The 14,676-nt window shown below is 44.9% G+C and carries 9 protein-coding genes; 6 read left to right on the top strand and 3 right to left on the bottom strand.

What is annotated here, in order from left to right; genetic code table 11:
• Positions 1 to 534: 534 nt before the first annotated feature.
• From Q0852_RS09430 to Q0852_RS09405, 6 genes are all read left to right on the top strand, one after another.
• Positions 535 to 1,749, top strand: a complete 1,215-nt coding sequence (locus tag Q0852_RS09430; RefSeq protein WP_299017548.1) for an AAA family ATPase — start codon at positions 535 to 537, stop codon at positions 1,747 to 1,749.
• Positions 1,750 to 1,757: 8 nt separating this feature from the next.
• The gene (locus tag Q0852_RS09425; protein WP_299017545.1) at positions 1,758 to 2,732 is read left to right on the top strand and encodes a ParB/RepB/Spo0J family partition protein; all 975 of its coding nucleotides are present in this window, start codon (positions 1,758 to 1,760) and stop codon (positions 2,730 to 2,732) included.
• Positions 2,733 to 2,878: 146 nt separating this feature from the next.
• A complete protein-coding gene (locus tag Q0852_RS09420) occupies positions 2,879 to 4,975 on the top strand; it encodes a GNAT family N-acetyltransferase (protein ID WP_299017539.1) in 2,097 nt (698 codons plus the stop codon).
• A 59-nt stretch (positions 4,976 to 5,034) separates the two neighbouring features.
• Positions 5,035 to 5,775 (top strand): phosphatase, encoded by a 741-nt coding sequence (locus tag Q0852_RS09415; protein WP_299017536.1) that lies wholly within the window; start codon positions 5,035 to 5,037, stop codon positions 5,773 to 5,775.
• Between the two features lie 287 nt (positions 5,776 to 6,062).
• On the top strand, positions 6,063 to 6,458 hold the full coding sequence (locus tag Q0852_RS09410) for a hypothetical protein (RefSeq protein WP_299017533.1): 396 nt from the start codon (positions 6,063 to 6,065) through the stop codon (positions 6,456 to 6,458).
• 531 nt (positions 6,459 to 6,989) lie between these two features.
• Positions 6,990 to 8,657, top strand: a complete 1,668-nt coding sequence (locus Q0852_RS09405; protein ID WP_299017530.1) for a DUF342 domain-containing protein — start codon at positions 6,990 to 6,992, stop codon at positions 8,655 to 8,657.
• A 137-nt stretch (positions 8,658 to 8,794) separates the two neighbouring features.
• Here Q0852_RS09405 and Q0852_RS09400 read toward each other — a convergent pair whose 3' ends face one another.
• From Q0852_RS09400 to Q0852_RS09390, 3 genes are all read right to left on the bottom strand, one after another.
• Complete coding sequence (locus Q0852_RS09400; RefSeq protein ID WP_299017527.1) at positions 8,795 to 10,756, bottom strand: EAL domain-containing protein; 1,962 nt, start codon at positions 10,754 to 10,756, stop codon at positions 8,795 to 8,797.
• A 427-nt stretch (positions 10,757 to 11,183) separates the two neighbouring features.
• Positions 11,184 to 12,536 (bottom strand): sigma-54 dependent transcriptional regulator, encoded by a 1,353-nt coding sequence (locus Q0852_RS09395; protein ID WP_299017525.1) that lies wholly within the window; start codon positions 12,534 to 12,536, stop codon positions 11,184 to 11,186.
• On the bottom strand, positions 12,533 to 14,329 hold the full coding sequence (locus tag Q0852_RS09390; protein WP_299017522.1) for an ATP-binding protein: 1,797 nt from the start codon (positions 14,327 to 14,329) through the stop codon (positions 12,533 to 12,535). The genes Q0852_RS09395 and Q0852_RS09390 overlap by 4 nt, the downstream gene beginning before the upstream one ends.
• Between the last annotated feature and the right edge of the window lie 347 nt (positions 14,330 to 14,676).

Below are 14,676 nucleotides of genomic sequence, written 5' to 3'. Positions count from 1 at the left end.
TCATTTTTCCGTATTGTTTCTATCGATCCTCTCTTCTTTTACGTTTGGATTTACAGCATAAGTTTCCTTGATCATTGTTTCAGATCAGTCGATATATCTTGGAACGATGATCAAGTGATACTGGATAAAGATTACGCAGCAAATGTCAATCTCGGTTGTAAGTTCATTTTCAGGCTGATTTCATTTAAATTTTATCGTTTCAATATGAAATTGCAGCTAAAGCTAATGATTGAAGCTGTTGTCTTGAGAATTGAAATCACACTCTCCGTAAATTAGGCGTTTTTTATACGCTTCCGGTGATATATGTAATTTACATTGTAAAATAGTGACGTCGTAACATTTTTATTAAATCCATTTGGTCGGACAAATGTTCGTAAGGATTAATAAATCGTTGCCTTAAAATATGATGTTTTTTGTTTAGTTTACTTATTTTCACTTGAGATGAATATCACACAGGTTTGTTCAGCTTTTTATTGTATGTGGTCTTATATGCTGTACAATGTAGGGAAATACTAACGATGGCGAACAATAATAATGAATAGGGAACAGACGATTGAAAATTTGCTCAACATTGCTGAGCAAACGAAACAGGTTCAGGCTGACCGAATCGAAATTGTATTGGAAGAGCGTCGAGAAGAGCTTTTCCCGCCAATGTCAAAAGCGCTAATGGAAACGCGTTCAGGGCTTACCCGTCGCAAACTTGATGATGCAATTTCTCGTATGGAAGCGAAGGGGCATCAGTTCACTAAGAATAATGCAAACCACTACTCTATTACGCTTGAAGAAGCTCATCAGTTGATGGAAGCTGCAAAGAAGCCTGCTTTTTACGAACGAGAGGGAGCTGGCCGTAATCCTTGGGTGGTTAATGTTCAGAACCAAAAAGGTGGGACTGGTAAATCAATGACAGCAGTCCACCTGGCAGCATGCCTGGCGCTGGACTTGGATAAGCGTTATCGGATTTGCCTTATCGACCTTGACCCGCAGGGGTCACTTCGTTTATTCCTTAACCCGCAAATCAGCGTTGGTGATCAGGAAACGATCTATTCTGCGGTCGATGTTATGTTGGGTAACGTGCCTGAAGGCCAGGAAATGAATAAAGATTTCATGATGGACAACGTTGTGATGCCAACCCAATATCCGAACTTGAAAACGATTGCTGCTTTCCCGGAAGATGCCATGTTCAATGCCGATGCGTGGCAGGATTTGGCGGTTAATCAGGATCTCGATATCGTTCGTTTGTTGAAAGAACGCGTTATCGATCAGATTGCAGATGAGTTCGACATTATTATGATTGATACCGGCCCGCACATCGATCCGCTGGTATGGAATGCAATGTATGCATCAAACGCGCTGATCATTCCATGTGCGGCCAAGCGCCTGGACTGGGCATCGACGGTGAACTTTTTCCAGCACCTACCAACGGTTTATGAAATGTTCCCGCAGGAGTGGCACGGACTGGAGTTTATTCGTTTGATGCCAACGATGTTCGAGGATGATAATAAGAAGCAGGTATCGGTATTGACCGAGATGAATTACCTGCTTCGAGATCAAGTTATGATGGCGACCGTACCGCGAAGCCGTGCTTTTGAAACCTGCGCTGATACCTACAGTACGGTGTTTGATTTGACTGCGGCAGAATTTGAAGGTGGCAAAAAAACTTTGTCTACAGCCCAGGAAGCAATACAGCGTGTCGGACTGGAACTTGAGCGTGTCATGCACAGCCATTGGGCAAATTTGAATCAGGAGTAATATAACAGATGGCAATCAAAACCAAAGATCTCAATGCTCGTCTGTTCGGAAAAGCTGATAAGCGCCGGGCGACAAATGTGACTGAGGCGCAGACTGCAGCACGTGATAAAGCGGCCGTGATCGAGCTGGCAGTGGCCGGTGAAGACACCGTTGCTTTTGAGCTGGTTAAGATCGCAGCTGGCGAGGTTGAAAATAAAACCCGCGTTTTTGCTGAAAATGCCCGTGAGCAAGCGTTCCTGAATGAGCATGCTCTGGCTGATATTCTGTCCACACTTAAAGATCGTGGCCAGCAATATCCGGCTGTCGGCCGTTGGCTTGATGATGGTGATATCGAAGTCTTGGACGGTAGCCGCCGTCGTATGTCATGTATTCTGGCTAATAAAGATTTCCTGGTTTATGTTGCCAAGGGTATCAATGGTGAACATGCAAAATTTCTGTCTGATGTCGCAAATGCTCATAAGCCGCTTTCTCTGTATGAAAGGGGTAAAGAGATGCAATTGTTGCTGACGTCGGGAAAAGTTACTGATCAGAAAGAGCTGGCAAAATATTGCCAGTGCAGTGAGGCATTGGTGAGCGGCGCGCTGAAAGCGGCGAGCTTACCAATGGAGCTGCTGATGGCATACCCAAGTGTCGGTGAATTGGGGCGTCCAACTATCGTGAAGTTGCACCGTTTGTACTTCGGTTTGGATAACGAACAGCAACAGCGGTTGGTTAGTAAAATCACTGATGGTGAGACGGCGATGTGGAAACAGATTGATGCTCAGGGTATCACCCGCATTACTCGTGAAGTTACCATGCAGCTCGAGCAGATGAGTGATGCGCTTCAGCCAAAAGTTGAAGTTGAAAAACCAAAAGCGCAGGAGCTGATCAAGGGTAAAGCCAGCTTTACCCGTGACGGTGATAAATTGCAGTTAAGGCTGAAAAAGTTAACTGAACGTCAGGCCGACGATATTCTTGCTTATCTGGCAGATTATCTAAAATAGCTACTTACCTTCTCGAAACCACGCCAACCGGCGTGGTTTTTTTATACCTGCCTGTATTTGGTACAACAGACTCAAGTACTTAAATTATGCTGTTCAGCAACAGTGGCATGCTATGATCGGCGTGTCAGAAGTTGTTGAGTATTGAAATGTCAGAACTAACCGATTTCTGCTCTGCGCTGATCATTCGCGCTAAGCAGGCAAACGTCCGTTACTTAGTTGCTATTGAGGGGACATTTGAGTGGGGAAGTGAGCTTGCCTGTCAATTTGCTTCTCTACATAACTATCCGCTTTGGGCCGGAGATTTGGCTCCGGAGTTATTGAATTCGGTTGCGCTAAAAAAGGCCAAGAAATGGCTTGGCCAGGAGTGTGATTGCCTTATTTTTAACGCCTATCATGGGTTTGATGTAGAAGCTCTTGGTGCGTTGTCTGGCACCGTGATTGGTGGTGGGGGAATGTTAATGCTGCTCCCACCTCAGTGGTTTAATAAACACGAGTGCCAGAGTCCATCTATCCGTCGCTTAACCAAGTTGCTTTCTTTGCCTGAAGTGCTTTATGTACGTCAGGGGCAACCTTTGCCACCTTTGCCGGAACTGCCGGTAGTTAGCGAAGCCTATTCGGATTCGGAATTCGGATGCCTAACCGCAGATCAGCATGAAGCTGTTGCTGCTATCCGTCGGGTTGTCACTGGTCATCGTAAACGCCCTTTAGTTCTGACTGCTGATCGCGGACGCGGGAAGTCGACAGCTCTGGGGATTGCGGCTGCCAGTTTGATGACTGAGCGAAAGATTCGTATTGGAGTTACGGCTCCTGCTTTTGCCAATGCTGATACATTGATTTCGCATGTTGCTCGTCGGCTACAGTTGGATTATCACCAACAGAAATTACTCGAATATGATGGTAGTCAGCTTCAGTTTTTTGCCCCTGATTTGTTATTGGCTGAAGCGGTGGCGCTGGATTTTCTTATTGTGGATGAAGCAGCTGCTATTCCTGCCCCGATCTTAACGCGTTTGCTGAGCCGTTATAACCGGATTGCATTTGCCAGTACCGTTCATGGTTATGAAGGTACGGGGAGAGGGTTTGCAATTAAATTCCGTCAACAACTTGATGTCGTATCACCACAATGGCGCCAGCTACAGCTTTGTCAGCCTATTCGTTGGGCTGAGCCGGACCCATTGGAAAAATGGACTTTCAGGACATTGCTGCTTGACGCTGATTACCCCTCACTTGCAAATATGGCATCTGGCGATGACGTTATTAAATACCGAGTCGTTGCCAGTAATGAACTGGTTGAAGATGAGAATTTGTTGGCGCAAGTCTTCGGACTGTTAATTAATGCTCATTATCAGACTTCGCCTGCGGATATGGTCCAGTTACTGGACGATAATACTGTCCAACTGGTAGTGGCAGAGCTGGATGATGTCATTGTAGGCTGTTGTTTGCTTAGCCTTGAGGGCGGTTTCTCTGACGAGATGGCGAACGACATCATGCTGGGCAAACGGAGACCGAAGGGACATTTACTGGCTCAGTCTGTTGCGGCACATATCGGCCTAACGCAAGGTGCGGTTCAGCGTAGTGCGCGCATTATGCGGATCGCTGTTCACCCAGAGTTGCAGCAACAGGGGATCGGCCTTGAATTGTTGGTGTTTTGTCGACGTTTGGCCGAAGAGCAGCAGCTGGATTATCTTGGTACCAGTTTTGGCTTGGTATCCGAATTATTTGATTTCTGGCATAAGGCGGGTTACTTAGCTGTACGTCTCGGGATAAAGAAGGATGCGGCCAGTGGTGCGCATTCATTGCTTATGGTATTGCCGCTTTCGCGTCCGGCTCATATTTGGGTTAGTCAAGCTCTGGTTATATTTGCGCTGAATTTTCAGGCTCAGCGGGTAGAGCAATTCAGCGATTTGGATACCGAACTTTTTCTGAAATTACACTGTTTTGTTAAGGCGTTCCATGACTCTGGCCTAACGGATGAAAATCCCCTGATTCTGCAACAGTTAGAGACCTATGCCAGAGGCGGGCTTGGTTATGATCTCGTTGTGGCAAACCTTGAATATTGGCTGCAGAATAAGCTCGGCGAATATCTTGTGGAATCTGCCCCTGTAGTCAGAATGGCTGTGTCAAAAGTCATGCAGCGGCAAAGCTGGGACAAGGTTGTTGTTGATTACGGTTTTGCCAGTAAAAAGATGGCCGAGAAAGCGTTGCGTGATTGGGTCGCATCTCAGTTATTGCTATTTCCCGATTAGTGTTGTTTGTATGGTGATGTGACTAGATTGTCGAATTTAAATTATTAGGAGTAGAGTTTATGCCGTTTGTTATTGATACCCACACCCACACTATTTCGAGTGGCCATGCTTATAGCACCCTGTTAGAGAATGCCAAGGCGGCTGCGGATAAAGGTCTTGCTTTATTTTGTGTAACTGATCACGCGCCAACGATGCCTGGAGCTCCACATTTTTGGCATTTTGCTAATCAGCGTATATTGCCGCGATTCGTTCATGGGGTTGGAATTTTACGTGGTGTCGAAGCGAACATTCTCAATTCAGAAGGCGAGATTGATATTGACTCACGGATCTCCGAGCAACTTGATTGGGTTATCGCCAGCTTCCATGAGCCTGTTTATAAGCCAGCAACAAAAACAACCCATACCGATACTTTAATTAATGTGATTCGTTCTGGACGGGTTCATGCGTTAGGCCATCTTGGAAATCCCAACTTTGACTTTGATTTTGAAGCTGTGATCAGCGAAGCGGCAAAACACAGTGTTTTGGTTGAAATTAATAATTCGTCGCTGTCTGGCTCACGTTCGGGAAGTGAGTGTCGTTGTGAAGACATTGCAGCGATTGCTAAAGAATGTGGGGCGCGTATTACTACGGGGTCCGATGCTCACTTTGCTCCAGATGTCGGTAACTTTACCCGAGTCAATCAACTTCTGCAGAAAGTTCAATTTCCGTTAGATCTGGTAGTGACTCGCCATCCACGTTGTTTTCTTGATTTTCTAGAAGAGCGTGGGCAGCAACCAATTGAAGAATTTTCAGCATTGTAAAGTCGTCCTGTTTCTCATTTATTTACACTGTAAATTCGAATCTCTTTTTAGTTGAACGTTCGGTTTACAGTGTAAATCACTTCGTATATAAACACTGTACCTATCCCTCTTCTTAATCTCATTTTTATCTCCTCTAAAATTCACAATACGTATCTGTATTAATATTTATTAACGTAAAAATTTTGGCATTGATTGTCAAAAATAGTCTAGAGTTAATAGACTTAGGTAATAAATATTTGTCATAAATTTTTATAATAGATGATGGATTAATTGATTATGGGGGTGCCATGAGTCTAGTGAAAGTTCAAAGCAAAGCCCTTAAAAAGTTAATGATGCCTGTACCACCTTGTGTGCATCGTGATATTGATTATTCTCCTGGCAAGGATGGGATGGCTGCCCGCCTTCGTAAGTGCTCGATTGATTGTGATATAAGTCCATGCGAAGTTGGCGCGAAAGTCTCGGTGTCTCGTTTTAATAAGCGCTATATCTATTTGAAAGCGACATCACCACTGGAGCTGAAAGCTTCGTATGAACTTGCGTTACAAAGTTTTGATGTTTTGGCGGGTTATCTAACGCTGATGGATCGAGAATGTTCGGACAAAACTCACTACTGTTACCAGTTTCATTCAAATACATGGCTTACAGACGATCAGTTGATGAAGCTAGCTATCGATTTTGAATAAGTAAAAAAATGCCCCGAAGTTCGGGGCAAGATTGGACTAAGACATGCTGTTGAATCGGGGGAACTAACAGCAATGTGTAATTTGTAGTCCGAGGCTGGTCTTTATAAATAAGCGAATTTTGTGCCCAAATATCACCAATGCCAATAATGTTATAAGTCATTGAAATATATGACTTAAAGTCGGTTCAATAAACTGCTAAATCTTCAAATGGGTAGGTTTGCCCCCATTCGAGACTAAGCAAGTGTCAATTACCACCCTTTCGTTCATTGCGGTTGTTGAATTCTTCGAGCAACAACACGCTCTTGCGCACTCTTTTCAACGATGCGGCTTCGGCTGATCTTCTTTCGTTGATATGTTGAGAATCTGTTCGGTATAACGTTATCGTTGCAGATTGCAAATTTCTTGACTGAGTTGCTGATGGATCTGTGACTTAGCAAATACATCCCAGACTAAAGGTTGGGGTATGATGCATAAAAGGATCGTATTTGCCTTGAAAGTTGCAAGGTATCGCATTTGGGATAGGGATTATTAATGGTGCCACAGGTTAAGCTTCTCAGGCTCGCTCAGGACGGCCTAGCGGTGTTGTTAGATGTGAGGTGCAAGCAGGATAATCCTGATGTTCTTTTTTCACGAGATGATATCGTCGCTCAGCTTGCTGAGCTGGATGCACTTGATTTCTTCTTATATGAAAACGCCATCGATTCTGCATTGGCGTTGGCAAATGCGCCAGTGGCGGATGGTAGTTCAGACAGCAGTTCTAAAGATATTGTTATTGCCGAAAAGCGCGATGCAAGTTTAGTGGTTAAAACCGAGCCTGATTTAATGTGTGCATCAATCACCGCGATTGGGGCTTATGGTGGGGAGTTATTGAACGGAAATTTACTGATTAATGCCCTTAAAGAAAACGGAATCGTTAAAGGCATCCGAAAAAGTCAGTTACAAGAGTTATTGCATCGAGCCAGTCAGCTTGCCCCAGGACAAAAAATAACAATACCAGTTGCATTTGGTCGTCAGCCTGAGCACGGTAAGGATACAATCTTTAAGCCTTTAGTTGAGGATGCCAGCCATCGAATTTTGTGCCCACAGGAAGCGGATGATGGCAAGGTAGATATGCTTGATCTTGGGGATTTGGCCACAGTAAAAGAGGGGCAGGGGATTATGCGCCGGATACCTGCAACTCCCGGAACACCTGGTTTTAATGTGTTGGGTAAGGAAATTGCCGCAATTGCTGGTAACAATTATGAGTTTACCGTTGGTGATGGTACCGCTGTAAGTGAGCGAGATAATCAGTTATTAATCGCAACGAAAGCTGGGATGCCTGTCGCGCAGCAATATGGAATGAGTGTGGATGATGCCCTGACTTTAAAAGGGGTCAATGTTACAACTGGCCATATTAATTTCGATGGCAGTATTTTAATTACCGGTGATGTTACTCCTGGAATGAAAGTGTGTGCTACCGGTAATATTACGGTCACTGGTTTTGTGGAATTGGCGGAACTACGTGCCGGGGGGGATATTTCCGTTGTTAAGGGCTTAATTGGCCGACAGCAGGAAGGGAAACAGTTAGCCTGTTATATCCAAGCTGGCGGAAATATTACCAGTAAATTTGCCCAGTTTGTCAAAATTGAGGCGGGCGGGGATGTCTGTTTTTCTCTTCATGCATTGCATTGTGTCATTCGCACTCAAGGGCAAGTCAGTGTTATTGATCAGTTCCAGCGGCACGGAACCCTGAGTGGTGGTCATATCGAAGCTGGATATGGCGTCACAGCTTTGAACATCGGAGCATTGGCTGGGGTTCAGACACAGATTGTCGCATTTACTCATTACACTAGCTGGCGTGAAGAGCTAAATGCCGCTTATCATAACGTGGAACTTGAACATGCCCAATTACAGAAAATCAAAGAGGCGCAGTTAAAGTTGCTAAAAATCCCCACAACAAAACGGCCTCCAGAATTGATTGGGAAAATTAAGACGACGGCAGTTGTCCATAAGCGAAGGATGTCTGAAGTGAAGGCTGCTTATTTAAAGCTTAAGCAAGAGTATCAGGCGATGCTTGATAAAGTTTCGATTAGAGCCGTGAATCGCCTTTATAGTGGTGTTAGCTGCCAGATTGAAAGAGAGCGGTTACATATCCAACAAGAGCATGGCCCATCGACTTTGTTATGTAGGGATAGAGCCATACAACGGTTCTCATTGTAATTGTGCTCTATTTACACTGTAAATTTTAGAACTTAGAGAATAAGTTCAGTTCTATTCTCTCACTCGTCTATCATTCCCCTTTTCCATATTTGGTGTTAAAACCAGATTTACACTGTAAATAACCTATTTTTTTGATGTTAATGCTCTGCTATGGCTGATGGTTGATAGTTCTGCTGTTGACGTTTGTATTGAGACTCAATGATAAAGCCTTGAAAGCCACTGACAAACAGCTCTGAGAGACGCTCTAGTTGAGTTTCGGTTTCGACTCTGGTGGCTATGGTTAAGATATTGAGACTGTGTGCTGTACGTGAAATAGAGGAGAGGACACTGGATTTAGTTTGGTCATTAAGTTGGTGGGTATAGACGAAATCAATTTTGACATAATCGGGACGGAATTCTTTTAAATAATCGAGTGACTTGAAGTGTCTGCCATAGTGGTCAACACCAAATTTAAATTTATAAAAACGGATGGCGGAACAGAGCAGCCCGGTTGAATCTGGGTGACGGATAAAGCTTGCTTCAGGTAACTCAAAGAAGAGCCGCGATGAGAGAGGTTGATTTTTCTCCATAATTTGACTGAGCCAACGGATGAAAGCCGGATCGTAAATGCTACTGTTGGTAATGTTGATGGCCAATGGGCCGAGTTGCGGATTGGCATTTAAACGGTTTACCAGCTGAGCGATCACATGGCGGTCGAATAAACTACCTACCTCTAGATCTTCAATTGCGCCCAGAAACTGACTGGCAGTGTAGAGGTCATTATTCTTTTTGATTGAAGTGAATACTTCATATTGATAAATGCTATTGGTTTTAAGCGAAACTGGCTGGTATTGATAAATAAAGTAATCATTGTCGATTGCATCTTGCAATAGTGTCTTCCATTGTTGCTTACCTAAGGTGGTATGAGGCGCCTTATCATCGATAAGCGCGATTGGGCTCTGTGGTGTGAGTGCTGCTTGGGAAAGCGCGTTGTCGAGCTGAGTCAATAATGTACTTGAACTGGACGGCTGGCTGTTCATGACTAAGCCGACTTGATAGTTAAGATGTTGTTTGGGTAGGTAGGTTTTATGAGTATGATCTATAACCGAAAGCATGCTTTCACCAACTAACTTCAATTTTTCCTCGCTGATATTAGGAACTAGGAGGGCAAACTCGTCAAAGGAGAGGCGAGCCAGGCTGACATCACTATGGATAATCACTTCATTTAATTGTTCCGCTAGTTCTTTTACCAGCTTATCGCCTTCCTGGAATCCGAGATGGCGGTAGCAGTCATCGATTAAGGAAGCCTTTAACAATGCCATCCCGCCAGCACAAGAATTTGTTAGCCAGGAATTGAGCTGGTTGATAAAGAAATTTCGGTTGCCCAACTTTGAGACCGGATCACGGTAAGCCTGCTCTCTTAATTTGACCGCCTCTTTTGCCTGCGCTTTAAAGTTAATGTCGAGCTGGCTTGTTAAGTGGTTAATGAGCTTAACGATGGCTTTGAGATCTTTTGCTACAGGTAAGGGGATTGGGTGACCGAATTGATTGTTGCTGATTTCTTTTGCTCGCCTGACAATATATGTAAGTGGTTTTAGCGAGTGTTTGAGCAGGTAAAGGCTGCCAATACAGCCAATCAATAGAGTTATAAAAGCCAAGCTTAGGAAACTGAGCGTTGATTGCCAGAGCTGTTGGTAAGCTTCAACTGGACGAGTAGTAATAGACAGTTCGGCTACAGAGCTGTGCTGCACATCGAGTCGACATGTGATGGTTCGTTGCTCAAACAGACCTAGTTTAGTAAACCACATCGGGACTCCTTCAATTTGAGTCTGGTTCTGTTTTTTGAATGTTTGGCCGGATGTCAGCTTAGTTAGCTTAATGGCTTTCCAGTTTTGCCTAGCCATCAGTTCTTCAAGCAGTGGTGTTATGTTTTGTTGATTGAATGTGGTCAGGTGAGGGCGAATGGCAACCTCAGCGATCAGGAGGTTGCTGTTAGACTGGTGTCGATAATGCTGCTGTAATTGTGACTGTCGTGACATGAAGTGAATTACGCTTACTGCCAACACTAGCAGCGTGAATAGTGCCAGGAGCCATGTGGTTAACTGTCGATATAGGGTCATAGACGTTACTCTAGCTATAGTCATTTAAAATTGTGAAGAGTTAGCACAGCTAGTTTTTACTGTTCTATTGTTTGGTTATGTTCTGTTGCTGATAGGATTAAAAACAGCTACCAGTGCTTTGCAAGTCAGTGATAGCTGTGTCACTAATTACTGTTATGTAAAACAATAATAAAGTGTTTAATTAACTGAATTAATTTAGCAAAAGTTATCCCAATCACTGGTTTTGAATTTGATTGGAATAATGCTTCCGGAAGATGGTTCGAATATCGGTTGAAAATTAATGAGCCGTTACATTTTCTTGTCGAGAGCTTTCAATCAATAGGCTGCTGGAGTTCGAATGATGGTGGCGACGAAGGGATGGCAAGTGGAAACGATGAACAGTTGCTAGCGTAATGCTGACCCTGTTCATCGTTTGATGGCAATAGAACTAGTTTGAAATTTTAAAGTCGTCCTTGTCGATATTGTGCTTTTTCATTTTGTCATAGAGCGTTTTACGAGCGAGCCCTAGTTCGAGCTGGACTTCTTTGAGCCGACCATTATGGCGTTTTAGTGCGTCGCTGAGCAGAGTAAACTCAAATTGGTTTATTCGCTCGGACAGGGTATGAGTCAGTGGCTCTTCACTAAACTGGTTGGTGGTTTCTAGTGTGGAGGAATCCCCCATTAGGACCAGTCGCTCGGCGAGATTACGCAGCTCCCGGACATTCCCCGGCCAGTCATGTTCAAGTAATCTCTGTTGCTGTTCGCGGCTGATGGTTGGTGGCTCGATACCATAACGAGTAGAAGCTGAGCGGGTGAAATTTTGAAACAGCATCGGAATATCGTCTCTGCGATCACGCAGTGGCGGGATATCGACACTAACAACATTGAGTCGGTAGTAAAGGTCTTGGCGGAATATACCTTTGTCGCTCATTTGTTTTAAATCAGATTTGGTTGCCGCAATAATGCGTATATCAAGCGGGACAGCTTTATTTGTACCTAGGGGCTCGACGGTGCGTTCTTCAAGAACCCGTAGCAATTTAATTTGCAGAGTCATCGGCATGGACTCTATTTCATCAAGGAACAGGGTACCGCCGTTAGCATGGACAATTTTACCTATGCGTTTTTTTTGCGCCCCAGTAAACGCACCGGGTTCGTAGCCAAATAGTTCGCTCTCAATCATGGTTTCAGGAATGGCCCCGCAGTTGATTGCGACAAAAGGGTGGTCCTGACGGATGCTGTGATCATGAAGAAAGCGGGCGACCAGCTCTTTGCCTGTACCTGTTTCACCGTGGATCATGACATCAGCCGGAGTGTCTTTGATATGTGACAGGATTCGTCGTAGCTGCTTTATTTGCGCCGTGTTACCGAGAATGCGGGGGCCAGGGCCACTTTGGGCTTCAAGTTCACGGCGCAGATTACGGTTTTCAAGTACCAGTTCTCGTTTGTCGGCTGCCCGTTTTACCACATCAAGCAGGTTGTCGGTTGAAAAGGGCTTTTCTAAAAAGTCATAGGCTCCAAGGCGCATCGCATCGACTGCAGTAGATATATCACCGTGGCCGGTTAGCATTATTATTGATAATTCGGGATCTATCGCCAGAGCCTGCTTCAGAAAGGCTATTCCGTCGATACCCGGCATGTTGATATCTGTAATAATGACGCCAGGGAAATGGCTGTCGAGCTTTTCCAGAGCAGGCCTGGCGGACGCATATAGCGTGACATTATAATCCTCGAGTTCAAGGGATTGTCCCAGTGCGTCACGGATAGGTTTTTCATCGTCTATAAAAATAACATGCTTGTTCATTCAGTGTCCTTAGTGCCGCGGGGAAGCGTAATGATAAACTCAGCGCCGCCACCAGAATGATCGGTAACGGTCAGGGTACCGGAGAAGGAGTCAATGATCCGGCGAGAAATAGTCAGCCCTAATCCCAGGCCATCACTTTTGGTCGTAAAAAACGGGGTGAAGATGCGTTTTTTCTGATCATCATCGAGGCCAGGGCCGTTATCCCAGATCCGGATTTCGACCCGGTATTCCCTTGCTTCAAGATGAATACCGATTTGTGGCTGATGGGCTGTTGCTAACGCCTGAATGGCATTGTGGAGCAGATTGATAATGACTTGCTCAAGTTGCACTGCATCGGCATTGATCACGATATCAGCAGGTAACTCGTCCATTCTTAGGATAACACCTTGTTTGATCAGGCGGTTTTTAAGCAGCCCGATTGCAGCGCGGATAGAATCGGCAGCAACTGTTCGCTTATGATTGTCGTTAGTTTTACGGGCAAAAACCTTAAATCGGGCAATAATGTCTGCCACCATCTGGTTAAGCTTAATGATCTCTTCGATGTTATCAGCCACTGAGTTATAGCGTTCTTTCAGTAATAGCTTGCGCGAGTTCTCGGCATAGGTGCGCATTGCAGCCAATGGTTGGTTTATTTCGTGGTTGATACTGGCCGATAGTTCGCCCAGCATCGCCAGTTTTGCAGCCTGTACCAGCTCACTTTGGGTTTGTTTAAGCTCGGCCTGGCTGCGTTCGTATTGCTCAATGGTCTTGCGTAGGCGTTGGTTGGTTTCCAGCAGGTTGTTAGTTCGTTTGACAACCAGTTGTTCAAGTTTGTTATTGAGCTGAGCCAGTGCTTGCTGAGCGCGAAGCGTTTGCCACCAAGATGTGGTGGCAAGGCACAGTAATGCATAAAAGACTGAGAACATGAGTACGACTTGACCGACATATTGATAGGCGGATTTAATTGGGCTGAAGCCGTATATCGACCAGCCTGCCTGAGCCATATCATGTCCGGCAACCACAAAGGATTCTGTTTGCCCTTGTCCTGGGCGTTTGATGTCACTGATTTCCTGCCGGTTGAAATTTTCGAGCTGGCTGTATTGGGTCAGTGGTTCAAGTGGAGCCTGACCGTATTGGCGAGAAGTACGGATCTGCTGCTTCAGTTCATTATCAAGTGGGATCAGCGAGCGGTATAGCCAGCTGTTTTCGGAACTGTAGATAACGACACCAACGCGGTCAGCAATGGCATATTCGATTTCCTCATATTGCCAAATATCTTCAATCAGGGATAAATCAACCTTGATAGTAATAACCCCAGCGCTTTGCTGTTGTGTGTAGATAGGTGCCGAGAAGTAATAGCCACGTTTGTCGGAACTTGCCCCCAGAGCAAAGTATTGGCCTGGCCGCCCAGCGATGGCTTCCTGAAAATAAGGTCGGTAGGCATAGTTCTGCCCGACGAAACTGTTAGGTTGTTGCCAGTTACTGGCGGCCAATGTCGTGCCTTGGTTGTCGATCAAGTAGATGCTATCGGCTCCGAGCGTCTGCGCCCATTGTTGAAGTAGTCGACTGGTGTCTTCTGAGTTTTCGCTGGCATAAATGAGGGGGCGCAGTAAGCGGGGATCGTTGGCGAGTACTTCTGGTAATTTGCTGTACCGGCTTAATTGGGCATCAAGCTTTTGTCCGACCTGGCCGACATCGAAGGTTAGTTTTTCCGTCAGGTGATGTTTTACCTGTTGGTAGGTTAAGCGTGCGATCAGGATATTGAGAATGAGGCCGATAACAACGATGATGCCGAGGCATTTATTTTTTCGCACGTGCTGGTTCCGAAACAGGTCTTGTATGAAGTATTACCCAAACCATCAGAATCTTATCAGTCGGAATTTTGACTGACGGATGAATATTTGGGTGAAACGTTACGCTGTAATGTTTTTATTTGTTGAATTCACGCGAGTGTATTTCTCCAGTTTGTTTCTATGGCATAGCGGCTTTGAATGGCTAAATTTTATTAGCTTGTATAGCAGACTTCAGCTTAGGAAAATACGAACTGGGTAGCACAGATGAAATGTCTTTAATTTTTAAGGAATAAGTGGTACGAAATGAGCCTATAACGTGAGGGTAAACTTGTTTTTCATGTAAGCTAGGCGCACAATTTCCTCAGAAT

Source organism: uncultured Photobacterium sp. (assembly GCF_947502415.1).
Lineage (GTDB): Bacteria > Pseudomonadota > Gammaproteobacteria > Enterobacterales > Vibrionaceae > Photobacterium.
The sequence above is the reverse complement of the archived record's forward strand: the minus strand, read 5'-3'. Positions and strand labels throughout refer to the sequence as shown.